The 24,106-nt window shown below is 41.1% G+C and carries 18 protein-coding genes and 3 rRNA genes; 7 read left to right on the forward strand and 14 right to left on the reverse strand.

The window, feature by feature from the left end; genetic code table 11:
* Positions 1 to 68: 68 nt before the first annotated feature.
* The 9 genes from miaA to cutA all read right to left on the reverse strand — a co-directional run bounded on the left by miaA (position 69) and on the right by cutA (position 9,494).
* Positions 69 to 986 (reverse strand): tRNA (adenosine(37)-N6)-dimethylallyltransferase MiaA, encoded by a 918-nt coding sequence (gene miaA / locus AC0L7Q_RS14225; protein ID WP_413402885.1) that lies wholly within the window; start codon positions 984 to 986, stop codon positions 69 to 71.
* 10 nt (positions 987 to 996) lie between these two features.
* Complete coding sequence (mutL, locus tag AC0L7Q_RS14230) at positions 997 to 2,823, reverse strand: DNA mismatch repair endonuclease MutL (RefSeq protein ID WP_413400879.1); 1,827 nt, start codon at positions 2,821 to 2,823, stop codon at positions 997 to 999.
* Positions 2,824 to 2,853: 30 nt separating this feature from the next.
* Positions 2,854 to 4,197 (reverse strand): N-acetylmuramoyl-L-alanine amidase, encoded by a 1,344-nt coding sequence (locus tag AC0L7Q_RS14235; protein ID WP_413400880.1) that lies wholly within the window; start codon positions 4,195 to 4,197, stop codon positions 2,854 to 2,856.
* 28 nt (positions 4,198 to 4,225) lie between these two features.
* Entirely contained in the window at positions 4,226 to 4,693 is a 468-nt protein-coding gene (gene tsaE, locus AC0L7Q_RS14240; RefSeq protein WP_413400881.1) for a tRNA (adenosine(37)-N6)-threonylcarbamoyltransferase complex ATPase subunit type 1 TsaE, read from the reverse strand.
* A 126-nt stretch (positions 4,694 to 4,819) separates the two neighbouring features.
* Complete coding sequence (gene accC, locus AC0L7Q_RS14245; RefSeq protein ID WP_008113500.1) at positions 4,820 to 6,160, reverse strand: acetyl-CoA carboxylase biotin carboxylase subunit; 1,341 nt, start codon at positions 6,158 to 6,160, stop codon at positions 4,820 to 4,822.
* A 26-nt stretch (positions 6,161 to 6,186) separates the two neighbouring features.
* Positions 6,187 to 6,654, reverse strand: coding sequence for an acetyl-CoA carboxylase biotin carboxyl carrier protein (gene accB / locus AC0L7Q_RS14250; protein ID WP_413400882.1), 468 nt, complete (start codon positions 6,652 to 6,654; stop codon positions 6,187 to 6,189).
* A gap of 33 nt (positions 6,655 to 6,687) precedes the next feature.
* Positions 6,688 to 7,140 carry a type II 3-dehydroquinate dehydratase gene (gene aroQ, locus AC0L7Q_RS14255; RefSeq protein WP_413400883.1) on the reverse strand — a complete coding sequence of 151 codons (453 nt, stop codon included), beginning with the start codon at positions 7,138 to 7,140 and terminating at the stop codon, positions 6,688 to 6,690.
* A 229-nt stretch (positions 7,141 to 7,369) separates the two neighbouring features.
* Positions 7,370 to 9,190: a protein-disulfide reductase DsbD gene (locus AC0L7Q_RS14260; protein WP_418157316.1), complete on the reverse strand. Its 1,821-nt coding sequence runs from the start codon at positions 9,188 to 9,190 to the stop codon at positions 7,370 to 7,372.
* Positions 9,174 to 9,494, reverse strand: a complete 321-nt coding sequence (gene cutA, locus AC0L7Q_RS14265) for a divalent-cation tolerance protein CutA (protein ID WP_010391672.1) — start codon at positions 9,492 to 9,494, stop codon at positions 9,174 to 9,176. Before cutA ends, AC0L7Q_RS14260 begins: the two co-directional genes overlap by 17 nt.
* 238 nt (positions 9,495 to 9,732) lie before the next feature.
* Between cutA and AC0L7Q_RS14270 the strand changes: the two genes are divergently transcribed.
* The 7 genes from AC0L7Q_RS14270 to AC0L7Q_RS14300 all read left to right on the forward strand — a co-directional run bounded on the left by AC0L7Q_RS14270 (position 9,733) and on the right by AC0L7Q_RS14300 (position 16,097).
* Positions 9,733 to 10,212 (forward strand): FxsA family protein, encoded by a 480-nt coding sequence (locus AC0L7Q_RS14270; RefSeq protein WP_413400885.1) that lies wholly within the window; start codon positions 9,733 to 9,735, stop codon positions 10,210 to 10,212.
* 109 nt (positions 10,213 to 10,321) lie between these two features.
* Positions 10,322 to 10,609, forward strand: a complete 288-nt coding sequence (locus AC0L7Q_RS14275; protein WP_008113511.1) for a co-chaperone GroES — start codon at positions 10,322 to 10,324, stop codon at positions 10,607 to 10,609.
* A 49-nt stretch (positions 10,610 to 10,658) separates the two neighbouring features.
* On the forward strand, positions 10,659 to 12,308 hold the full coding sequence (gene groL / locus AC0L7Q_RS14280; protein WP_054202663.1) for a chaperonin GroEL: 1,650 nt from the start codon (positions 10,659 to 10,661) through the stop codon (positions 12,306 to 12,308).
* A gap of 652 nt (positions 12,309 to 12,960) precedes the next feature.
* Positions 12,961 to 13,440: an RNA polymerase sigma factor gene (locus AC0L7Q_RS14285; RefSeq protein WP_409424047.1), complete on the forward strand. Its 480-nt coding sequence runs from the start codon at positions 12,961 to 12,963 to the stop codon at positions 13,438 to 13,440.
* Between the two features lie 29 nt (positions 13,441 to 13,469).
* Complete coding sequence (locus tag AC0L7Q_RS14290; RefSeq protein WP_409424048.1) at positions 13,470 to 14,027, forward strand: hypothetical protein; 558 nt, start codon at positions 13,470 to 13,472, stop codon at positions 14,025 to 14,027.
* 116 nt (positions 14,028 to 14,143) lie between these two features.
* Positions 14,144 to 15,565 carry an amidohydrolase family protein gene (locus AC0L7Q_RS14295; protein WP_409424049.1) on the forward strand — a complete coding sequence of 474 codons (1,422 nt, stop codon included), beginning with the start codon at positions 14,144 to 14,146 and terminating at the stop codon, positions 15,563 to 15,565.
* Positions 15,558 to 16,097 carry a hypothetical protein gene (locus tag AC0L7Q_RS14300; RefSeq protein ID WP_409424050.1) on the forward strand — a complete coding sequence of 180 codons (540 nt, stop codon included), beginning with the start codon at positions 15,558 to 15,560 and terminating at the stop codon, positions 16,095 to 16,097. The genes AC0L7Q_RS14295 and AC0L7Q_RS14300 overlap by 8 nt, the downstream gene beginning before the upstream one ends.
* Before the next feature lie 551 nt (positions 16,098 to 16,648).
* Here AC0L7Q_RS14300 and AC0L7Q_RS14305 read toward each other — a convergent pair.
* From AC0L7Q_RS14305 to AC0L7Q_RS14325, 5 genes are all read right to left on the reverse strand, one after another.
* Positions 16,649 to 18,616 carry a methyl-accepting chemotaxis protein gene (locus tag AC0L7Q_RS14305; RefSeq protein ID WP_409424051.1) on the reverse strand — a complete coding sequence of 656 codons (1,968 nt, stop codon included), beginning with the start codon at positions 18,614 to 18,616 and terminating at the stop codon, positions 16,649 to 16,651.
* A gap of 132 nt (positions 18,617 to 18,748) precedes the next feature.
* Positions 18,749 to 20,248: an NAD(P)H-hydrate dehydratase gene (locus AC0L7Q_RS14310; protein ID WP_413400887.1), complete on the reverse strand. Its 1,500-nt coding sequence runs from the start codon at positions 20,246 to 20,248 to the stop codon at positions 18,749 to 18,751.
* A gap of 286 nt (positions 20,249 to 20,534) precedes the next feature.
* Positions 20,535 to 20,647, reverse strand: a 5S ribosomal RNA gene (rrf, locus tag AC0L7Q_RS14315).
* A 65-nt stretch (positions 20,648 to 20,712) separates the two neighbouring features.
* Positions 20,713 to 20,827: ribosomal RNA gene (gene rrf, locus AC0L7Q_RS14320) — 5S ribosomal RNA — on the reverse strand.
* A 137-nt stretch (positions 20,828 to 20,964) separates the two neighbouring features.
* Positions 20,965 to 23,849: ribosomal RNA gene (locus AC0L7Q_RS14325) — 23S ribosomal RNA — on the reverse strand.
* Positions 23,850 to 24,106: the final 257 nt, after the last annotated feature.

Genomic DNA, 24,106 nt, shown 5'->3' on the forward strand with positions numbered 1-24,106 from the left:
CGTTCTAGGTGTTATTATAATTAAGTGGCTGAACTAATTTAATAAAGCTAAATTTTGTCCAGCTACTACTAGCTTAGCGAACTTACTACACGATGCAAGTTTTCTTCATCACCGGTTGTTAACCATGTAACGTCAGGCCAACTTCTTAACCACGTTAATTGACGCTTGGCCAATTGACGGGTGGCAGCAATACCGCGAAAAACCATTTCATCATGGTCTATTTCACCCGCAAGGTAATCCCACATCTGTCTATAACCTACACAACGAATAGAAGGCATATTGGGATGTAAATCCTCACGTAGATATAGGGTCGAAACTTCTTTTTCAAACCCCTGTTCAATCATTATTTTAAACCTTTCTGCAATTCGCTGATGTAGCTCTTTACGATCATCTGGGGCAATAGCAAATTGATGAAAAGTATATGGTAAAGGTGGCTGTTTTTGCTTCTGCAATTCAGTCATTGTTTTACCTGTTATACGGTAAACCTCTAAAGCACGATTAATTCGTTGTGAATCATTTTCACTCATCTTTTGCGCAGCTTGCGGATCTACTTTTAATAGCTCTTGGTATAAATGTGGCCAACCGTGCTCTTTAGCCTGTACTTCAAGCTCAGCTCTTATCTGCTCATCAGCCTCTGGTAGAGGGGATAATCCATCAATAAGGGCTTTAAAGTACATCATTGTACCTCCAACCAGTACAGGCACTTTACCTTGTTGATGAAATTTATCAATTTTTTCTATCGCATCGCGTCTAAAATCAGCTACTGAATAGGTTTCGCTTGGGTCGAGTAAATCAATTAGGTGATGGGGTGCACGTGCTAGTTCGTCGGCATCCGGTTTAGCGGTACCAATATCCATACCTTTATAAACCAGTGCCGAATCAACGCTGATAATTTCAGTATTTAAATGCTCACACAGTGAAATTGCCAATGCTGTTTTACCAGCAGCGGTGGGGCCCATTAAAAATATGACCGGTAAATTACTCAACACGAATACCCTAATTAAATTGCGCTAGATAAGACTTTAGATCTATTTTAACTGCTTTTTCACGTAAACGTTCAATTGTTTGCGCATTATTTTGTAAGCGAGTTTGCTGTGCTGCAAACGCATTACTGGCATAGAACCGTGTGGGTATTACATTTACCTGCCACGCTAACCACTTATCAATACTTTCTAACTGGGCTTTACACCCCTCAAGTAAGGCATTTACTGCGGCACTCACGTCAAGTAAGTATAAGCAAACAGGCAACTTTTTAACCATAACAAATTGTTTTTCAATTAAAAGTTCAAAACCAAGCAAAGTAAACCATGATTGTTGCGCAGCAAGCAGTTCGGTATCTTGTTTTGACACATTAACCCGTACGGGTAATAACAATGCTTTACCCTCAAGACTGCCTTGCTCTTTAATTTGTGCAAGCCAATCATCCGCTAGCGCATATTTAAAGTGTGAACAATAAAGTTGGTTCTCATCATTAAACACACAAGCGCCCTGCTCAATGGTTAGTATATCGACAGTACGAAGCGCTGTATCTGATACTTGGGTCTCATCTGATTGCATAAATGGAACTGGATTATCAAAGTGATGTGCTTGCTGCTCACTCACACCTTGATAAAACGCATTTACGTCGTGGTAATTTCGACTTTCAGCACGTTGTTGATTACCTGTACTTTGAGTTGCACCACTATAAGTAGTGCTATGCGCTGAAGGTGACCGACTAGGCTGTAATGATGACTTAGGATAATCAAACGGTTCGCTACTGGTAGCAGTGTGTGCATTTAATGCAGCCACCGGTGGGCTATTATCATTAGCTTCACAGGAGCTTGAAAACTCAGCTTGCAGGGGCACAACAACTTGTTTTATCGCTTGCAAAATAAAGTCGTGAACTAAGCGCCCTTGATGAAAGCGCACCTCATGTTTAGCAGGGTGTACGTTCACATCCACTTGACGTGGATCTATATCAATATAAATCACAAATCCAGGTAACTCTTGCTCACCACTGACCTCTTCAAATGCTTGGCGAATAGCATGTAATATAAGTTTATCGCGCATCATCCGATTATTTACATAGGTGTACTGTGTGGTATTGGCCGAGCCAACCGGCAGAACCCAGCCATGTAGTTGCAGCCCTGCTTCACCTGATTGAATATGCAGTCCATGTGCAGCAAACGCTTTACCCGCAACTTGGGCAACTCGTGTAATCGCTTGAGCAGGATCGGTTTTAGCGCGATACTGCCGCACTACTTTTTCGTTATGAGTTAACGTAATTGATACATCAAAACGACTCAGCGCAATCCGCTTTATAAGCTCATCAATATGGCTAAACTCGGTTTTTTCGGTACGTAAAAACTTACGCCGTGCTGGGGTATTAAAAAATAAGTCTTTTACTTCAATTGTAGTACCGCTGGGATGTGCCACAGGCTTTACCTCTACGGCCATATCTCGACCTTGTGCAAAGGCTTGCCAAGCAGCTTCTTGCTGTTCGGGCTTAGAGCTTAAGGTTAAGCGAGATACCGAGCTAATGGACGCGAGAGCTTCGCCTCTAAAGCCTAAAGAGCAAATGTTTTCTAAGTCATCGAGCGACTTTAGTTTACTGGTAGCATGGCGAGAAAGCGCTAATGTGAGCTCCTCTTTTGCAATGCCTGAACCATTATCACGAATTCGAATCAGCTTGTGACCACCGCGCTCAATATCTATTTGAATACGTGTCGCACCTGCATCTAGGCTATTTTCTACTAACTCTTTAACCACCGACGCGGGGCGCTCAACAACTTCACCCGCCGCAATTTGGTTTGCCAAGCGCGCAGGTAATATTTCAATACTCATAAAAACCTTAAATGTTGTGCGCTTTTAAAATTAACTCTGAGGAATATCAAGTTCCTGGCCAATAAATAGCGTATTTGAACTGAGCTTATTAACCTGTTTTATTTTACTGATACTAACGCCATATCGACCTGCCAACATACTTAGTGACTCCCCGGGACGTACCTTGTGCTTTGTTGGGTATTGAGACTTTAGTGACGCAAACAGAGAGTCGTCGGGTGGATTACGTAAGTAATAATTTTTAATTGAAGTAAACATCGCTTTTGCCAAACGCTCTTGGTGATTGGCACTTTTTAGTAGTCGTTCTTCACGAGGGTTAGAGATAAACCCAGTTTCAACTAAAATAGACGGAATATCTGGCGACTTCAATACTGCAAGGCTGGCATGTTGCGGTGCCTTTTTGTGCATTTTTGCTACTTTTTTTAATTCTTTTATCATTTCATCTGCAACACTTAGCCCTGTTTTCATGGAATGATCCATCGACATATCAAGCAAGGCTTGTGCTAAGTACTTTTCATTTGCAGCATCTTTAATTACATCGGCAGCACCGCCAAGTAACTCTGAGTGTTTTTCTTTATCCTCAATCCATTTACCAATTTCTGAATTGGCACGTCGCAGCGACAACACCCATACAGAAGCACCATTGGGTCCCGGACTGGTAAACGCATCTGCATGAATAGAGACAAAAAAATCAGCTTTTTTCTGGCGAGCGCGATTAGTACGTGTATTAAGTTTAACAAAGTAATCGCCACTGCGAACCATACGCGAAATCATGCCTCGCTCAGCATCAATCATCCGCTCTAAACGCTTAGCAATTTGCAAAGTGATGTCTTTTTCGTAAGTACCTGATGGGCCAATGGATCCTGGGTCTTCACCACCATGGCCTGCATCAATAGCAATTACAATATCGCGCTCTTGGCTTAATTGGCGTTTTTTAGCCGCAGTTTGTGCCGGACTAACCGCTCCTTGTGATTGGCTTTTGTCGTATAAGTCGACCACCAACCTGTTTTTATAAGGCCCAGTAGGTGCCAACGCAAATACCACAGGTTTTACCGGCCCATTTAATTCAAACACTAAACGCACGCTGCGCTTATTTTTAGGTTTTGAATAGCGTAACTTACTAACAATTTGGTGTTTTGGTGGCACACCTGGTAATGTTTTCAACTCATCAGTGTTTTCTAAATCAACCACTAAACGGCTTGGATTTTTTAGCATAAAGTAGCTGAAGTCGGGTTTATCGTCGAGATCAAACACCACCCGAGTGCTATCAGGTGATGGCCAGACACGCACACTATTAATGGTGTTTTGCGCCCACAATGGCAAGCTCACTGAAAAAAACATGAGGTAAATAAAAAGCTTAACTAAACCACGACTCATTTTGATAATCACTGCCTTAACTATTTTATTATCTATTATTTAGCTTTTCGACAATTGCTACACCACGCTCACTCGCACCGTTAATAACAATTTTACGCTCATCACCTACATAACTTAGCGTAGCATTTAGATCGGGAACAGGAATAAATTCTCCGCCTTTTTCCGGCCACTCAACAATACAAGTTGCCGTTGCTGAAAAATAATCGCGAATCCCCATAAATTCAAGCTCTTCTGGGTCACCTAATCGATATAAATCAAAATGATAAACATTGCCACGCACAAGCTCGTAGGGTTCAACTAGTGTATAAGTGGGACTTTTAACCTTACCTGTATGACCAAAACCTTGCACTATACCGCGAGTAAATGTCGTTTTACCGGCCCCCAAGTCACCATGCAAATAAATAACTGCGCCCTGTTCTATTATGGCAGCTAATTTATTTCCCATTGCAACAGTGGCATTTTCATCAACTAAATGAAAATTAAAACTACACGACATGATTACCTCAAAATTTACGAAAAGCGCATATTTGTTAATCATACCAGATTATTTATTTAAGGTGATACTGCCTCTTTTTTAAAGATAAAAAAACCGGCATAAGCCGGTTTTTAATTAGCATGGACTTTACAGCCCTAATTTCTTCTCAAGATAGTGGATATTTGTACCACCATTTTTGAAGTTTTCATCTGCAAGAATACGCTTATGCAGTGGGGTGTTGGTTTTAATACCATCGATAACAAGTTCATTAAGTGCATTACGTGCACGGGCAATGGCTACATCACGGTTTTCACCGTAAGTAATTAGCTTGCCAATCATTGAATCGTAATGTGGAGGAACTGTGTAGTCAGCGTAAATATGGCTGTCCCAACGAATACCTAAACCACCAGCTGGATGAAAACGGGTAATTTTACCAGGTGATGGAATAAAAGTTTCTGGGTCTTCAGCATTAATACGACACTCAATAGCATGGCCACGAATAACCACATCTTCTTGAGTGAATGATAAAGGCTGACCAGCGGCAATTTTTAATTGTTCTTTGATTAAATCAACACCGGTGACCATTTCAGTTACTGGGTGCTCAACCTGAATACGGGTGTTCATTTCAATGAAGTAAAATTCACCGTTCTCGTATAAGAACTCAAACGTACCCGCACCACGATAACCAATTTCGATACATGCGCGTGTACAACGCTCACCAATGAACTTACGTACTTCTGCAGTAATACCTGGTGCTGGCGCCTCTTCCACTACTTTTTGGTGACGACGTTGCATTGAACAATCACGTTCACCTAAGTGAACCGCATTGCCTTGACCGTCGGCCAATACTTGTACTTCGATGTGGCGTGGGTTTTCAAGGAATTTCTCCATGTAAACCATGCTGTTGCCAAAGAACTGCTTTGCTTCTTGTTGTGTTAGCGCAATTGAATTGATTAACTCAGCTTCGTTGCGAACAACACGCATACCACGGCCACCGCCACCGCCAGCTGCTTTAATAATTACCGGATAACCAATACGCTTAGCAATTTGCATGTTGCGCTCTTTATCATCCGATACAGGACCATCAGAACCTGGTACACAAGGAACGCCTGCTTTACGCATAGCTTCGATTGCCGATACTTTATCGCCCATTAGACGAATAGTGTCGCCACGAGGACCAATAAATACAAAACCACTTTGCTCAACTTGGTCGGCAAAGTCTGCATTTTCAGCAAGAAAACCATAACCTGGGTGGATAGCGACCGCATCAGTAATTTCTGCTGCGGCAATAATACGTGGAATGTCTAAGTAACTTTCAGTTGCTGCTGGTTTACCAATACAGATGGTTTCATCTGCTAGTAATACGTGCTTAAGATCGCGATCCGCCGTTGAATGCACAGCAACCGTTTTGATCCCAAGCTCTTTGCAGGCGCGCAATATACGAAGTGCAATTTCACCTCGGTTTGCAATGACTACTTTATCTAACATGAGAGTTGGCCTTTTACGTTGCGCTATTATTCAATGATGAATAAAGGTTGATCAAATTCTACTGGCTCGCCGTTTTCTACTAAGATAGCTTTTACTGTACCGGCTTTATCTGACTCAATTTGGTTCATCATCTTCATTGCTTCAACGATACATAGCGTGTCGCCAACTTTAACCTGAGAGCCCACTTCAACATATGCTGGTGCTTCTGGAGAAGCTGCTGCATAAAAAGAACCTACCATAGGTGATTTAACTTGATGACCTGTAGGACCTGCAGGTGCTTCAGACTCTGCGGTTGCAGGTGTTGATGGTGCAGCTGCTACTGGAGCTGGTGCTGCAGGAGCATATTGCTGTGGTGCGAATTGCGCGTACGCAGGACCGGCACTCATGTTGTTACGATTAATACGTACTGATTCTTCACCTTCAGTGATTTCTAGTTCTGCAATACCTGATTCTTCTACTAATTCAATTAGTTTTTTGATCTTGCGAATATCCATAAACGGCCCGCCTATTAGTTTGTTAGTTTAAATTTAGTTTGAGTTTTGCAATCGGTTGACTGCTGCATTTAAAGCAGCGTGATAACCCATTGCACCTAAGCCACAAATAACGCCTTGCGCCACATCAGAAAAATAAGAGTGATGGCGAAACGTTTCACGTGCATGCACATTACTTAAGTGCACTTCAAAAAACGGAATATCAACGCTTAGCAATGCATCACGTAATGCGACGCTTGTGTGCGTAAATGCTGCTGGGTTAATTATTATGTAATCAACCGCTTGCCAAGCATCATGAATGCGTTCAATGAGCGCTTGCTCACTATTACTTTGGAAATGCGTTAACGCCACACCTAAACTATTAGCAGCGCTATTTAACTCGCTCATAATATGCTCTAAAGAATGCGAACCGTACTTATCAGGTTCACGCTTTCCTAGCATGTTTAAATTTGGGCCATTTATAACTAAAATCTTCAATTTTGCAGCCATAATACGCGATATATCCTATAAGTAATGAGTTAAGCGGTTACCAACTAGTTTTTCTCTAAAAAGTAAGCAGAAAAAAGTAAGATAGCAACAATTTCTCACGTTAACCAACTATTATAGTGATTTCGAAGTAAATAGCAGCAAAATACTGGTCTAATCTCTATCTTGGGGACATACCTTAAGGGGAGATAGCGGCACAACATTACCAATCATGTTGTGCCATATAGAATGGTTATTCAGCGCTGGCACGCACTGCAGCTAGGTGCTTAGCAAAATCATCTGCATTTAAAAAGCCAGTTACACGTTGTGTACTTAACTCTTCACCTTGAGTATTGAAGAATAAAATACTCGGCAAACCAAATACTGAATATGCTTCCATTAGCTCAATTGTTTCATTATCGCTTTGGGTTAAGTCAATCTGAATCAGTTGGTAATGACTAAACTCACTTTGCACTTGCGGGTCAGGAAATGTGTAATGCTCAAACTCTTTACACGCTACACACCAGTCAGCGTATAAGTCCACCATTACCATACGACCTTCACTATTTGCTTGTGAAACTGCTTGCTTCAACTCGGCTAAGTTAGCAACGTGCTTAAACTCATTGCTTTGCGTGGTTGTTTGTAAGCTCGCGTTTTGTGTTGGCCAAAAATAGTTTTTGGTTAAATTAAAGCCCGTAAGCACTAATAAAATAGCCATAAACCACAATAAAGTTTTTAATTTACCTTGTGTTTGGGCGCTTTGCCAATGATGGAAATAAAGCGCTGTGGCGATAGCTAATAGACCAGCTAATAGTAAAATTATCTCTATATCGATAATTCGCTCTAGCAAAATAAGTGGCACAACTAACATAATAAAACCAAATAAGGTTTTAACTTGTTCCATCCATCCGCCAGCTTTGGGTAATAGCTTACCTCCCGACGTACCTAGGAGTAACAACGGTAAGCCCATACCTAGGCTAAGTACGTAAAGCGTTAGTCCACCGACTAAATAGTCGCCGCTTTGCGCCACAAATAACAATGCCGCTGATAAAGGTGCCGTGGTACAGGGTGATGCAATAAGTCCTGATAAAACCCCCATCAGGAATACCCCAATATAGTTACCGCCTTTTTGATTATTGCTCACTTGGGTTAGCTTGTTCATCATGCCGCTGGGTAACTTTATTTCGTACCAACCGAACATCGACATAGCCAACAACACAAACAATAAGCTAAAACTTATCAATACATATGGGTGCTGTAAGTAACCTTGAACTTGGCCGCCTAATGCAGCAACCACTAACCCCAATGCGGCATAGGTAACCGCCATACCCTGAATATAAACAAATGACAGCGCAAATGCTTTTTTGGTAGACAGGTTCTTTTGACCCGCAATTAAGCTAGATAAAATAGGGAACATCGGAAATACACACGGTGTAAATGCTAAACCTACACCCACAGCAAAAAATATAGCTAGGTTAACCATTAAGCTTTGGCTGGCTAACTGCTCTGTAAAGGTGAGTTTTTTATCGGGTGTCGATGCAGTTACTGGCTTTTCTGCAGGTTGGCTAAGTGCCGAAAATGCACTACTTGCTGCGGTATTTTCATTAGTATTAGTTTTACTTGCTAATACACTTAATGGAATGCTGATGATTTCAGGTGGATAACACAGCCCTGCTTTTGCACAGCCTTGATAACGCACCTTAACAACGCCATCTTCACTCACATTACTAAGCTTGCTAATAACACTGAGAGAATTAAAAAACACTTCAGTTTTACCAAAAAACTCATCTTCAATTATTTCACCAGAGCCCAACTCAGGCACGTCAATGCTGGCGCCTTTAGCAATAATTTCTATTTTTTCTTTATATAAATAATAGTCATCAGCAATGTCCCAACCAACAAATAGCGTGCTGCCTTGCTGATCAAAATCAAATACAAACGCTTCATTGACCGGTAAAAATGTGTGCTGAGTTGGTTTTAGAAAATCATCAAGGTTATTTTGTGTTCCCCAAGCAGGCGCTATTAATACGCTCAATAAAAAAATAAAATAAAGCGCATTAATGAAGCACCTCATCCATCCAATTAAAATAAGCCAAGTTACCCGTTGCCACATCAACAACTTGTATTTCTGGTACTTCGTAGCTATGAAGATCTTTTAAGGTTAAAAATACATCATTCATTTTGTCAGCTTTGGTTTTAATTAGTAATTTTACTTCAGTTGCTTCAGCTACTTCACCTTCCCATATGTAAATAGAACTCATGGCAGGTAAAATATTTACACAAGCGGCTAGTTTCTTTTCAATTAGCGCCATAGCCAATAAACGGGCTTCATCGTTATCTTTGCAAGTGGTAAAAATAAGTTTAAATTGCGTTGTCATAGTGAACCTTTACTTGTTTACGGGGGTCTAGCCCCATAGTAGCTGATAGCGGGTATAATGTGTAGACACGAACTCTGCCAACATTTTGGGTCTTTGCAGTCAAGTGACTTAAACCCACTAGCTATAATTTTACTAACATTAGAGTTGATTACTTACTCTTATTAGCTTGAAAATAGACCCGACAACCCTCACTTATATTTCACTAGCACCTTAATGAGTGTCATTTTTAGAGAGTCTTATGTTTAGAATTTTATTTTTACTGTTTATCATCATCCCTATTATTGAAATTGCTTTGCTAATTCAGGTTAGTGATGTGATAGGTGGCTTTGCAACAATCGCTTTGGTAGTACTAACCGCCATTGTGGGTGCGAAAATGGTGAAACAGCAAGGAATGGGCGCACTACAAAACGTACAAGTGCAAATGGCACAAGGGCAAATGCCCGCTAAAGAGTTGTTTACCGGTATCTGCGTGATTATTGCAGGGGTCCTGTTATTAACCCCCGGCATTATGACGGATGTATTTGGCTTACTGCTTCTTACCCCTGCTATTCGTAACAAATTAGCCGCAGGACTTGCTAGTCAAGCAACGGTGAGAATGAGCGCTAGTATGCACCAAACGGGTACTTCAGGATTTTCACAACCTCATCAATCTATGCACCATGAACAAGATGAAAACCGCCCCAGTACTATAGATGGTGAATACGAGCGAAAAGATTAAAAATTTATCATTTTTTCTCTTGGAATTTTTCACTCCACCCCCATTAATGATAGCAAATTAGATACACTTTTTTCTGTACTGTTCAGAAACTGTTAGGAGAACTAAAAACATGAACATTCGTCCTTTACAAGATCGCGTAATCATCAAGCGTCTAGAAGAAGAAACCAAGTCTGCTGGCGGTATTGTATTAACTGGCTCTGCAGCTGAAAAATCAACTCGCGGGGAAGTTGTTGCCGTAGGTAATGGTCGCGTTTTAGAAAACGGTGACGTTCGCGCGTTAGAAGTGAAAGCCGGTGACACTGTGTTATTTGGCTCATATGTTGAAAAAACAGAAAAGATCGAAGGTCAAGAGTACCTGATCATGCGTGAAGATAATATTTTAGGCATTGTAGGCTAAACCTACTTTTCGTTTAACACACATTTTAAGAATTTAGAGGAAATTAAACATGGCAGCAAAAGAAGTACTGTTTGCAGGTGACGCACGTGCAAAAATGCTAACTGGCGTAAACATTCTAGCAAACGCAGTAAAAGTAACATTGGGCCCTAAAGGTCGTAACGTTGTACTAGACAAATCATTTGGCTCTCCAGTAATCACTAAAGATGGTGTATCTGTAGCTAAAGAAATCGAACTTGAAGACAAGTTTGAAAACATGGGCGCACAAATGGTTAAAGAAGTAGCGTCTAAAGCAAATGATGCTGCTGGTGACGGTACCACTACCGCAACCGTGCTTGCTCAATCTATTGTTAACGAAGGTCTTAAAGCGGTTGCTGCGGGTATGAACCCAATGGATCTTAAGCGCGGTATTGATAAAGCAATCATTGCTGCAACAGCAGAACTTAAAGCTCTTTCTGTTCCATGTTCTGATACTAAAGCAATTGCACAAGTAGGTACTATTTCAGCTAACTCTGATAAAGAGATTGGTGAAATTATTGCTGATGCAATGGAAAAAGTAGGCCGTAATACTGGTGTTATCACGGTTGAAGAAGGTCAATCACTTGAAAACGAACTAGATGTTGTAGAAGGCATGCAGTTTGACCGTGGTTACTTATCTCCATACTTCATCAACAACGCTGAAAAAGGCGCAGTTGAACTAGACAACCCATTCATTCTTCTTGTAGACAAAAAAATATCTAACATCCGTGAATTATTACCAACATTAGAAGCGGTTGCAAAAGCAAGCAAGCCTCTACTAATCATCGCAGAAGACCTTGAAGGTGAAGCGTTAGCGACACTAGTAGTGAATAACATGCGTGGTATTGTAAAAGTATCAGCGGTTAAAGCACCTGGCTTTGGCGACCGTCGTAAAGCAATGCTACAGGATATCGCGGTATTAACTGGCGGTACTGTAATTTCTGAAGAAATCGGCCTTGAACTTGAAAAAGCAACAGTTGAAGACTTAGGTACAGCTAAGCGCGTAGTAATCACTAAAGATGATACAACAATTATTGATGGTGCTGGTGAAGAAGACGGCATTAACGGCCGTGTTGCTCAAATCAAAGCACAAATTGAAGAAGCGACTTCAGACTACGATAAAGAAAAGCTACAAGAGCGCATGGCTAAGTTAGCTGGCGGTGTTGCTGTAATCAAAGTAGGTGCCGCTACTGAAATTGAAATGAAAGAGAAAAAAGACCGTGTTGAAGATGCCTTACATGCAACTCGCGCAGCGGTTGAAGAAGGTGTAGTACCAGGTGGTGGTGTTGCATTAGTACGTGCTGCTAGCAAGCTAGTTGAGCTACTTGGCGACAATGAAGACCAAAACCACGGTATTAAAGTGGCACTTCGTGCGATGGAAGCACCACTTCGTCAAATCGTTACAAACGCAGGCGATGAAGCATCAGTTGTTATTAACGCAGTTAAAGGCGGAGAAGGTAACTACGGTTACAATGCAGCCACTGGCGAATACAGCGACATGATTGAAATGGGTATCCTAGATCCAACGAAAGTAACACGCTCTGCACTACAATTTGCAGGATCGATTGCGGGCCTAATGATCACAACCGAAGCTATGGTTGCTGAAATCCCTAAAGAAGAAGCGGCTGGTGCACCTGATATGGGTGGCATGGGCGGCATGGGTGGAATGGGCGGCATGATGTAATAGATTTTAAATCTATAACTTTAGCTCTAACCATTTAAACGGAAAGCCTGAATAGTGATATTCAGGCTTTTTTATTGGTTTTGAAATGTTTGTTATAAGCCTTGGCTTCAAATGGTGAATGAAGCGCTACCCTTAATACAAAATAGTGTAGCCATGATTGAAGGCTTTGGAATAAATATAGTACTCAGCAGAAAGTTAGAATTTTTTAGCTGAAGCATTAAGGCAGTGTTTGTTGGTCATTACTACTCTTTATCTCCCCTTCAAAACAAACACATTGCAATCCACCTAGAAAGGCAACTTACTCCAATCTTGATACATGCAATAAATTCAATTTAGAAATATATAAAAAAACTGTAAGGATTTTTACTTAATGACTACTTAGTAAAAGAATCACAAAATAATAGGGTATTATGATGAACCAAGTATTAAATAAGATTAAACAAAGTAAGTTGTCTCAACGTATCTTAAAAGTAGGGTTAGTTTATGTTGCTTTGGAGATAATAATTGCAGTTGCTGCTATTTTCTATGTCGCACAAGAGACCATAACCTAAGGCTAATAATCCTTAACCTCTTGTACTTACTTCTAATCCTTCATTCAATAATAATAGCGATTAGGAATTAACAACTAGTGTGAACCACTTGATAATTAAATATGAATAAAGATAAATTGCTTGAAACGTTTTGGCCGCGCCTTTCCAGAATAGCTTCAACTTATGAAGCTATTCCCCAATTACAGCAGGAGCTTGTACAAGAAATGGCAATGGCAATATGGCAGTCGTTGAATAGTTTCCGTGGTGACAGTTCAGTAGAAACATTCATGTATAAAATTTCGCATAATGTTGGCGTGGGTCATATAAAAAAGCAGGTAAAGCAGGTAAAAACAACGAGTGAAGATTATGACATTCCAGTTGCTTCATCTTTAGAAAAAGGGATCGCTAATGATCAGCAGTTAGACCGTTTGATGAGCGCCATTTGGCAGTTACCTTTAATCCAGCGACAAATAATTACGCTATATCTTGATGGTGTAAAACAGCAAGACATCGCGGAGATCGTCGGAATGAGTGAAAACAATATAGCGGTCAAAATCACCAGAACAAAAAAATCTTTAGCGCAATTAATGTCTAATGATTAGTTATCAATTTATATACGGGAAGAGAAATTATGAGCGATGATTTCGATATAGAGTCTTTATCGGCAGCTTGGCAAGCTCAAAATACCCCAAGCAAATTCACAAAAGAGCAAATAAAAAAACGGCTCATTAAAAAGCGACTGAGTTTATTCGCCGTAACGACAGTTGAATTAGGTATTATTTTTGCGGTTGCTTGGTTTTTAATAATGGCATTTAGCGAGTCTTGGGCTATTCATTTAAAAGCAGGGCTTATTTTTGCGCTATTCGTCGGTGTACTCACCTTCATACTCATGTCAAAAAGCCGATTTAAAGGCTACCAAATGATAAAAAACTCAACAAGTGAATGCATTGAATTTGAAGAGCGTATGAGTCTCGAAGCGCTACGACGAGCAAAGTATACTAAATACCTTATCGCCGTTTTTTCTGGAGCGGTCATAACTTCTTTTACCTATGAGCATTTCTATATTGGAAGTCAGTTAAGTGAACTCACCTCACGTTATTTATTCGGCATCATTTGGTTAATAATCGTATGGTTCTTTAATATTAATCAAATCAAAAAGCACAACAATTTTTTATCTAAATTAAAATAAAATCAATAAATTGTAAGGTTTTTTTAAATACTCCACTGTTAGTTTGAACTTAAATTGAAGTTAATTTGTGGAGTTTTTATGAACACTTTTAAAATGATTACAGCAGCAATATGCCTATGTTCTTCATACCAAGCATTTGCCAATCAAACACAGACCCCCCGATAAAATCTTTTAGAAATGCCAATATTGTTGATGTGAACAAAGGCGTAATTCTCGAAAACAATTTTTTAGTGCTCAACGGTGGCACTATTGAGTATGTTGGCCAAGAATTGCCAAAGCGTTACTCACAACTTGACACTATTGATGCTCAGGGGCAGTACGTTCTTCCTGGTCTTATTGATACTCACGCTCATATCTCACTAGGCGAAGTAACCTTTAAAAAAACACGTGGAAAGCTAGGCATTTATGCCAATAGTAGTGATGCAATATCTGAATGGAATGCGAGGGAATTACTGCGTTGGGGGGTTACCTTCATTAGAAACCCAGGTGGTAGCAGTGAACATAACCTTCGATACAAAAGCAACTTAGCGACTGGAAACCTTATTGGGCCAGAGGCGATAATTGCTGGTGAAATTATTAATCAAGGAGCCTTTGAAGGTTTAACCGTTGATATCAATAAAAATATGTCACTGCAAACGGCAATTGAGCAACAAAAGGCTGCGGGTATAGATATTATTAAGCTTTACGCTGGCTTAACTGACCAACAAATTCAGGATGCTATAAACATTGGCCATGCACTCGACATGCAAGTTATTGGTCACCTAGAAGAAGTGAGCTGGACAGACGCTGCAAACTGGCAAATAGACGGGATAGTTCATGCTATGCCAGTTTCATCTAAATTACTCAGTAATGAAGCAAAAGAGGAATATCAGAAAAACAGCCGCCCTGGTCCTTTCGCTCATTTTGAGTGGTATGAACATGCTGATTTAAACTCAAAACCTATGCTTGAACTTTATCAAGCTTTACGTGAGAACAAGGTTCATATTGATCCGACATTAATCGCGTTTAAAAATAGTTTTTACGGTGATAGCCAACAAGTTATCGCACACCCAAACCTTGAATACGTTCACCCAGAGTTACTCAATAATTGGCAATCATTTTTCACATTTAACATAGGTTGGAAAGAGCAAGATTTCAGCCGCGCTAAAAAAGTGTGGCCAAAAGTACTGAGTTTTGTAAATCGTTTACACAAAGAAGGAGTACCGCTTACCATTGGTACAGACTTAGGTAACCCTTGGGTGATCCCTGGCTTTAGTGTGCATCAGGAAATGCAAATATTTGCAGATGCTGGCATTCCAAATAGTGACATCTTAAAAATGGCAACTATCAATGCTGCCAAACAACTGAATATCTCTGATCAACACGGCTCTATCGAGCAAGGCAAAGTCGCTAATGTTGTATTCCTTAAAAATAATCCGTTGGAAAAAATCGCTAATACAAAAACAATTACTCAAGTGTTTCTCGCAGGCAACTTGATTGATGCAAAATTAAGCCAACCTGAATATGTATTAACAAGCAAGGAGCAAGCGAATGATTAATTTAAAGAAAACCCACAATCTAGTGGTCGTTTTGTTATGCACTCTATTGACCAGCACTTTTATCAATGCCAATGAAGTTGATAGAAACGTTTATGCGAATGACTGGAAAAGTCCTGAAGCTATTATAGATGCCATGTATAACACAATATCTGCTGGCCCAAATAAAAAACGAAATTGGAACCGCTTTAGAGACTTATTTTTTGACAATGCTGAGATGTTAATTTCAATGCAATCATCACAATTTTCAGGGATTATTGCAGCTGATATTGAAGCTATTATCGCGCAGACCGAATCGGCTTACGGCAAAACAGGGTTTCATGAATTTGAAACAGCAAAGAAGGTTGTTCAATACGGCAACATGGCTAATGTATACAGTAGCTTTGAGGTGAAGTTAAAAACCACCGATGAAAAACCCTTAATGAGCGGGCTAAATCACTTTCAGTTATTATTTGATGGTGACAGATGGTGGATCATTTCTAATACCAGTATTATTGACAACAAAACTTACAAGGGATCGCAGGTATTGCACTGATAGTAAGGTGAATATAAATTGTCGTATGGGCCTGAATTTTCTCTTTTCATAGGTTTTGTAATTTTATTGGTTTAAGGCTCTATGTCCGTTATGCATGGCTATGCAGACAACGAGTCGTAACAATTTTAGAATTTGTGTTGGCATAGTAGTGAACCACGACGTTTGTTTTTAACAAAAAATATTTTATTATTTTTCAATAGCTTAATTAAGTTACTTGAACTGTCGGGGTATAATGTGGGGTATCCCATTTAGTAGGTTTTATTTTTTGACTAATTATCAGTCGTTTAGGGTGTGAGTGGGCGGCATGATGTAATCATCCCCTAAACACTTAGCTCAAATAAAAACCCAGCTTCGGCTGGGTTTTTAGCAAGAGAGATAAAATTAAATGGCCAAAACCAAACGGTGGGTTAATAACTGTAACTATTAAAGTGATAACCTATCAAACAGAAAGAGCTGGCGATCTTCATCAATAAACTTTTAAACCCTCCAATTTTAAATTAATAAACCAATTTATATAAAATATATAAGCAGGCTTGGATCTTTTTATTGAGTTACTGCTGGCTAATATCGTATAGCCTTTGTGCTTGGCTATTAGAGGCTTTACTCACGTCTCTAAAGTCTTCTGCATCGGCGGCATTTTGCCCTGATATTTCTCTGATCCGTTCAGCTAGTTTTTTAACATTGACGGTTACTTGAGCTTGCTCTTCAGTGGCTACGGCAATACTCGCTGAACGCCCTTTAATGTCGTTAAATGCATCAACTATATTTTCATATTGTGTGCGTGTTGTATTTGAACGATCATTTACCACTTCTGAGAACTCCCGGCATTCTTGAATAACACTGACTCCTTTTGCAGCCGCTTGTTGTAATTGACTTATCATGGTTTCAATTTCAGCAGCTGATTGTTGCGTTCTTTGTGCAAGTGTTCTAACTTCATCAGCAACGACCGCAAAACCCCTACCAGAATCACCAGCACGAGCAGCTTCAATAGCAGCATTAAGCGCAAGTAAATTAGTTTGCTCAGAGATATTCATAATCACATCTAAAACCGAACCAACCTGCTGTGAGTCGTCAGAGATTTGTGATATTGCATTTGACGACTCAGTTAGTTTATTAAACAACAACTGGATAGATTCTGCGTTTTGCTCAATAACATTAAATCCAGAGTTTACAAGATCTGATGACTTAGCGGTGATATCTGCAACGCCACCAATATCTTCAGAGGCCGATGAAGCTGCTATCGACATTTCATTAATAGCTGCGGCTAACAGTTCATTTTCTTGCATTAGTTCATTCGCGCGTTGCTGGCTATTGTTACTCAAATTATCTATAGATTCAGCATTGTTTTTTACTGAGGTCGCCTCTTCTTTAATTAGCTCAAGAATTTTAATAAGATGATCACCGTAATCATTAATTGCTTCGCAAAGATGACTCATTTCATCATCCCCTGATATCGGTAATTTAGAATCTGTTTGCCCTTGTATTAATGATCTAACTTGCGCCGAAGTCTGCTCTATTTGCTCAACTAATCGCTTACCAAAGACTAATAATGTCGATATAAATATAACAATGAGTAAAATGAATGAGCCATACAAATAATATGTCAGCGTATTAGCTGCTTTTTTTGCAATCGCTGTTGGAATTATCACGCCAGAGCGCCACTTTTGCTCCGGCAGTGAAAATGTTACTAGAATTGAGCTGTCCCCCTTTATAACACCTGAACTAAACTCAGCTACGGATCTATCATCATTTTTCAAGGCATTAACTAAAGGCTGTAAAGAGCTATCTTTACTTACAGCTTGTGAAAAATTTAGCATAGCTAAATTCGTATCTCTAAATGCCGGAATGGAAACAAACTGCTGCGCACTATCAATAATAAAGCTGTAGGTACCGGTTGCTTGGTTTTCAGCAAGTAGTGACTTCTCTATATGAGAAAGCTCTATATCTAAAGTAGCGACCCCCCAAAACCGATTATTACGCTCAATTTTAACGGAACAAGTTACCATGGGTACATTAGAAACTGCATCAACATATGCCTCAGACCAAACACATACGCCTGATTGAGCATTAGCAGCACTTGTATACCAGCTTTCTTGTTGATATGGACTGCTATCAGCTTGGTTGTAGTCATCTAATAGAGTGTATTGACCATTATCGCTCTTAGCCCAAAACAAAGATGCCCTTTGTGCTGATGCATCTAACATATTTGGCTCTGGCCATATTCCACCACCGGCAATGCCTGAACCACTAGCGATTAACGGTGCTAAATTTTTAATAAATTGATCTTTATCAAGGGGAAGTGTTTGAGCAACAACAGATAAGCTTTTAGTTAATGCTGCACTTTTTCCTAAATCCTTAGCAAATGATTCACCTATTACTTTAGCCTGTAACTTAGCGGCAGAAATAGCTTCATTTTTTATAATTGGCGTTATTATCCATTGCATTATTACGGTTAAAACAAGCAAAGAAAAAACGATAAGTAATAAGCTTCCTGCATACATTTTTTTCTGTATTAACATCTTTAACCTCAGTTACACTCAAACAGCGCTAACTAAGTATAAGAAGGTTAATGGATTTATCAAAAAAAGAACAAATTAATATAAATGCTTTTATCTATTATGTATAAATAGCTAAATCCTTTGGCTAACTTATTATTTTATATTATTAATTAACCGCCTTACTATACAAAACAGATCGCTGGGCAGCATGCCTCGCTCTCCATTTTTTTGTTTGGCAATATCACCCGCTTTGGCATGCAGTGTAACACCATAGCAAGCCGCATCTGCTTGGTCTAATCCTTGAGCAAGTAATGCCCCTATAATGCCAGTAAGAACATCACCGCTACCGCCAACGGCAAGTGCAGGGCCTCCCTCTTCACAAATCCAAGCATGCTTACCATCGGCTATTAAAGTACCAGCGCCTTTTAAAACACAAACTGCTGAGTAATGTTTAGCACATTGTTGAACATAGCTGAACCGATCAGACTCTATCTCCCCAGTCGTCACCTTTAATAATCGAGAGGCTTCGCCTGGGTGAGGTGTAAGTAAACATCGCGTGGGAATTATCGGTAAAGCTTGTTTAGCCAGTAAATTAAGTGCATCGGCATCTATAACTAAGGGCATATTATTACTGGTACAATACTCAATGACTTGATTAAAGGTATTTTGTGCCCATTCGTCTTGTCCAAGGCCTGGGCCAATAACTGCACAGCTCGCCCACTCCAATGCGTGTTGTAAGTTGTTACTGCTTACCATTAGCTCTGGTCGGCCAAAACTGACTGGCATAATTGAGCTTTCATGGGTATACACTCTGACCATTCCAGTACCAGATCTAAGCGCTGCCTCGCTTGTTAACCTGATAGCACCTGCCGTTCCTTGATTCCCACCAATACACAATAATTTTCCATAACTACCTTTATGACTATTAAGAGCTCGAGGGCCTAAGCCCTTAAAACTGTTGATATTAATAAGCTCACCTGATGGGCTCGCTAATTCTAAAAATGGCTCGCCAACAGCCAAGTCATCAAAGATAAGTTCACCAACATACTCTTTACCCGCAGCTGTTGTTAGACCTTGCTTTACTCCTACAAAAGTAATTGTTTTAGTCGCTTTAATTGCATTGCCTAAAGGTTGGCCAGTATCAGCATTTATACCTGATGGCACATCAATGCTCAGTATTGGTTTAGTGCTTTCATTCACCGCTTTAATAATAGTAGCAACATTATCGCGTACCGTATTTTTAAGACCAGTCCCGAGTAATGCATCAATTATTACATCACAATCATCAAGTGCATCTGCGCTAAAGTTACAAATTTCACCACCGGCATCAATCCATTGCTTTTGTGCTTTTGCAGCATCGCCAGTTAATTCTTTGTTTTCATCAACGGCACATACCACTACATGTCTATCTGCTTGCTTAATAAGGCTAGCCGCAATATAGCCATCTCCAGCGTTATTGCCACTCCCTACTAGGACTAACGTTTGCTGTGCATTAAATGATTTCCAGTTTAAAAAAACGGTATGCCCAGCTCGTTCCATTAGGTTATATAAATCACAGCCACTGGCTTTTGCAGCACTACCCTCATGCTCTCTTATTTGCTGCGCTAAATATACGAATTGCTTAACATTGGAAGATGAAGATAATAACGACATGAGGGGCTCTATTAAAATAAGTGTTGATTAAGTAGACTTTGGGCTCATTGGCTTTTTTTCAAGTAATATTCGTAGCGACAATGCCCTAGAATGTTGTGGCAGAACAGCCTGGAGAGTCATAATAAAGGCATGGAGGTGACTTTACGCTGTTATTCTTTTGCTTTTGACCTAATGCCTTTAACCTTTTGCCTTTATTTTTCACTTTCCTGAAGACGTAAAAAAGCCCGACTCTTTCGAATCGGGCTTTCTTCTATTTGGAGTCGGTGCGCTACTTCGTAGCGACAACGCAGTAGAATGACCTACTTTCACATAACAAATGCTACACTATCATCGGCGCTGTTTCGTTTCACTACTGAGTTCGGCATGGGTTCAGGTGGGTCCAAAACGCTATTGTCACCAAGAAAATTCTTTTCAATTTTCTTATTATTAATTTTTAAATTTAAAGTCTTTCGACTAAATTTGGAGCCTGGTAATGACCTACTTTCACATAACAAATGCTACACTATCATCGGCGCTGTTTCGTTTCACTACTGAGTTCGGCATGGGGTCAGGTGGGTCCAAAACGCTATTGTCACCAAGCAAATTTGGTTGTCAGTCCGTATTACTACGCACTAACTAAAATTTGGAATTCTGATAATAAAAGTTTTCAGTAATCTACTTTAGTCTATTAACTTCTTCGCTTGTTTCACTATCACATAAAACGCGTTTGGCGTTGTATGGTTAAGCCTCACGGGTAATTAGTACAAGTTAGCTTAATGGCTCACACCACTTCCACATCTTGCCTATCAACGTTGTAGTCTTCAACGGCCCTTCAGAGACTTTAAAAGTCTAGTGAGAACTCATCTCGAGGCCTGCTTCGCGCTTAGATGCTTTCAGCGCTTATCAGTTCCGAACGTAGCTACCGGGCAATGCCATTGGCATGACAACCCGAACACCAGCGGTTCGTTCACTCCGGTCCTCTCGTACTAGGAGCAACCCCTCTCAATTCTCAAACGCCCACGGCAGATAGGGACCGAACTGTCTCACGACGTTCTAAACCCAGCTCGCGTACCACTTTAAATGGCGAACAGCCATACCCTTGGGACCGACTTCAGCCCCAGGATGTGATGAGCCGACATCGAGGTGCCAAACACCGCCGTCGATATGAACTCTTGGGCGGTATCAGCCTGTTATCCCCGGAGTACCTTTTATCCGTTGAGCGATGGCCCTTCCATTCAGAACCACCGGATCACTATGACCTACTTTCGTACCTGCTCGACGTGTCTGTCTCGCAGTTAAGCTGGCTTCTACCATTACACTAACCGTACGATGTCCGACCGTACTTAGCCAACCTTCGTGCTCCTCCGTTACTCTTTGGGAGGAGACCGCCCCAGTCAAACTACCCACCAGGCACTGTCCGTAACCCCGATTCAGGGGCCAACGTTAGAACATCAAAACTACAAGGGTGGTATTTCAAGGACGACTCCACAAAAACTAGCGTCTCTGCTTCAAAGTCTCCCACCTATCCTACACATGTAGGTTCAATGTTCAGTGCCAAGCTGTAGTAAAGGTTCACGGGGTCTTTCCGTCTAGCCGCGGGTACACAGCATCTTCACTGCGATTTCAATTTCACTGAGTCTCGGGTGGAGACAGCGTGGCCATGGTTACACCATTCGTGCAGGTCGGAACTTACCCGACAAGGAATTTCGCTACCTTAGGACCGTTATAGTTACGGCCGCCGTTTACCGGGGCTTCGATCAAGAGCTTCTCCGAAGATAACCCCATCAATTAACCTTCCGGCACCGGGCAGGTGTCACACCGTATACGTCATCTTGCGATTTTGCACAGTGCTGTGTTTTTAATAAACAGTCCCAGCCACCTGGTCACTGCGGCTCCAATCAGCTTAGAGAGCAAGTCTCATCACCAATCGGAGCGTACCTTCTCCCGAAGTTACGGTACGATTTTGCCTAGTTCCTTCACCCGAGTTCTCTCAAGCGCCTTAGTATTCTCTACCTGACCACCTGTGTCGGTTTGGGGTACGATTCGGTATAATCTGAAGCTTAGAGGCTTTTCCTGGAAGTATGGCATCAGCAACTTCATCACCGTGGTGACTCGTCTCGTGTCTCAGCCTAACAGCAACCCGGATTTACCTAAGTCGCTAGCCTACACACTTTCACATGGACTACCATCGCCATGCTTGCTTAGCCTGCTCCGTCCCCCCATCGCAATTATACCAAGTACGGAAATATTAATCCGTTTCCCATCGACTACGCCTTTCGGCCTCGCCTTAGGGGTCGACTTACCCTACCCTGATTAACATGGGATAGGAACCCTTGGTCTTCCGGCGTGCGGGTTTTTCACCCGCATTATCGTTACTCATGTCAGCATTCGCACTTCTGATACGTCCAGCATACCTCCCGGTACACCTTCAACCGCTTACAGAACGCTCCCCTACCACTCAGAATAAATTCTGAATCCGCAGCTTCGGTGCATAGTTTAGCCCCGTTACATCTTCCGCGCAGACCGACTCGACCAGTGAGCTATTACGCTTTCTTTAAAGGATGGCTGCTTCTAAGCCAACCTCCTGGCTGTCTGGGCCTTTCCACATCGTTTCCCACTTAACTATGACTTTGGGACCTTAGCTGGCGGTCTGGGTTGTTTCCCTCTTCACGACGGACGTTAGCACCCGCCGTGTGTCTCCCGGATATTACTTTACGGTATTCGGAGTTTGCAAAGGGTTGGTAAGTCGGGATGACCCCCTAGCCTTAACAGTGCTCTACCCCCGTAAGTATTCGTCCGAGGCTCTACCTAAATAGATTTCGGGGAGAACCAGCTATCTCCCGGTTTGATTAGCCTTTCACTCCTAACCACAGGTCATCCCCTAACTTTTCAACGTTAGTGGGTTCGGTCCTCCAGTTGATGTTACTCAACCTTCAACCTGCCCATGGCTAGATCACCGGGTTTCGGGTCTATACCTTGCAACTATTCGCCCAGTTAAGACTCGGTTTCCCTACGGCTACCCTAATCGGTTAACCTCGCTACAAAATATAAGTCGCTGACCCATTATACAAAAGGTACGCAGTCACCCTCGAGGGGCTCCTACTGCTTGTACGTACACGGTTTCAGGTTCTATTTCACTCCCCTCACAGGGGTTCTTTTCGCCTTTCCCTCACGGTACTGGTTCACTATCGGTCAGTTGGGAGTATTTAGCCTTAGATGATGGTCCACCTATATTCAGTCAAAGTTTCACGTGCTCCGACCTACTCGATTTCACTTAAAATGCGTTTTCATGTACGGGACTATCACCCTGTATCGTGGCACTTTCCAGAGCCTTCCATTAACACATAATAAGCTTAAGGGCTGTTCCGATTTCGCTCGCCGCTACTATCGGAATCTCGGTTGATTTCTTTTCCTACGGGTACTTAGATGTTTCAGTTCTCCGCGTTCGCCTCGTTAACCTATGTATTCAGTTAACGATACCTGCAAGCAGGTGGGTTTCCCCATTCGGAAATCCTAGTCTCAAGTGCTTTTTACTAGCTTGACTAGGCTTATCGCAAGTTAATACGTCCTTCATCGCCTCCAACTGCCAAGGCATCCACCGTGTACGCTTAGTCACTTAACCATACAACCCAAACGGGTCTTTGTTTCGTGACAGTTTAACTTCGCCAGAAGTTAATATTGAATACTAAAGTAGATACCAATCAACAAACGTAAAACGTTCATTAAATGGCACTGAATGATACTGCTATCATTCTTTTTTACTTTTGAAAACTCTGTACAAATAACAATGTTATTCATACGAATTTTATTATCAGCTTTTCCAAATTTTTAAAGAGCATATTAATTAGTTAACCCAAAGGGTAAAACTAACTAACAATC

The sequence above is a fragment of the Pseudoalteromonas sp. KJ63-1 genome, from assembly GCF_055808145.1.

Excerpts from the sequence above, each read along its gene's own strand:
- mutL (WP_413400879.1), bottom strand. The coding sequence starts at position 2,823 with ATGAGTATTGAAATATTACCTGCGCGCTTGGCAAACCAAATTGCGGCG.
- AC0L7Q_RS14235 (WP_413400880.1), bottom strand. The coding sequence starts at position 4,197 with ATGAGTCGTGGTTTAGTTAAGCTTTTTATTTACCTCATGTTTTTTTCA.
- tsaE (WP_413400881.1), bottom strand. The coding sequence starts at position 4,693 with ATGTCGTGTAGTTTTAATTTTCATTTAGTTGATGAAAATGCCACTGTT.
- accC (WP_008113500.1), bottom strand. The coding sequence starts at position 6,160 with ATGTTAGATAAAGTAGTCATTGCAAACCGAGGTGAAATTGCACTTCGT.
- accB (WP_413400882.1), bottom strand. The coding sequence starts at position 6,654 with ATGGATATTCGCAAGATCAAAAAACTAATTGAATTAGTAGAAGAATCA.
- aroQ (WP_413400883.1), bottom strand. The coding sequence starts at position 7,140 with ATGGCTGCAAAATTGAAGATTTTAGTTATAAATGGCCCAAATTTAAAC.
- AC0L7Q_RS14260 (WP_418157316.1), bottom strand. The coding sequence starts at position 9,190 with ATGAGGTGCTTCATTAATGCGCTTTATTTTATTTTTTTATTGAGCGTA.
- cutA (WP_010391672.1), bottom strand. The coding sequence starts at position 9,494 with ATGACAACGCAATTTAAACTTATTTTTACCACTTGCAAAGATAACGAT.
- AC0L7Q_RS14270 (WP_413400885.1), top strand. The coding sequence starts at position 9,733 with ATGTTTAGAATTTTATTTTTACTGTTTATCATCATCCCTATTATTGAA.
- AC0L7Q_RS14275 (WP_008113511.1), top strand. The coding sequence starts at position 10,322 with ATGAACATTCGTCCTTTACAAGATCGCGTAATCATCAAGCGTCTAGAA.
- groL (WP_054202663.1), top strand. The coding sequence starts at position 10,659 with ATGGCAGCAAAAGAAGTACTGTTTGCAGGTGACGCACGTGCAAAAATG.
- AC0L7Q_RS14285 (WP_409424047.1), top strand. The coding sequence starts at position 12,961 with ATGAATAAAGATAAATTGCTTGAAACGTTTTGGCCGCGCCTTTCCAGA.
- AC0L7Q_RS14290 (WP_409424048.1), top strand. The coding sequence starts at position 13,470 with ATGAGCGATGATTTCGATATAGAGTCTTTATCGGCAGCTTGGCAAGCT.
- AC0L7Q_RS14295 (WP_409424049.1), top strand. The coding sequence starts at position 14,144 with ATGTTCTTCATACCAAGCATTTGCCAATCAAACACAGACCCCCCGATA.
- AC0L7Q_RS14300 (WP_409424050.1), top strand. The coding sequence starts at position 15,558 with ATGATTAATTTAAAGAAAACCCACAATCTAGTGGTCGTTTTGTTATGC.
- AC0L7Q_RS14305 (WP_409424051.1), bottom strand. The coding sequence starts at position 18,616 with ATGTTAATACAGAAAAAAATGTATGCAGGAAGCTTATTACTTATCGTT.
- AC0L7Q_RS14310 (WP_413400887.1), bottom strand. The coding sequence starts at position 20,248 with ATGTCGTTATTATCTTCATCTTCCAATGTTAAGCAATTCGTATATTTA.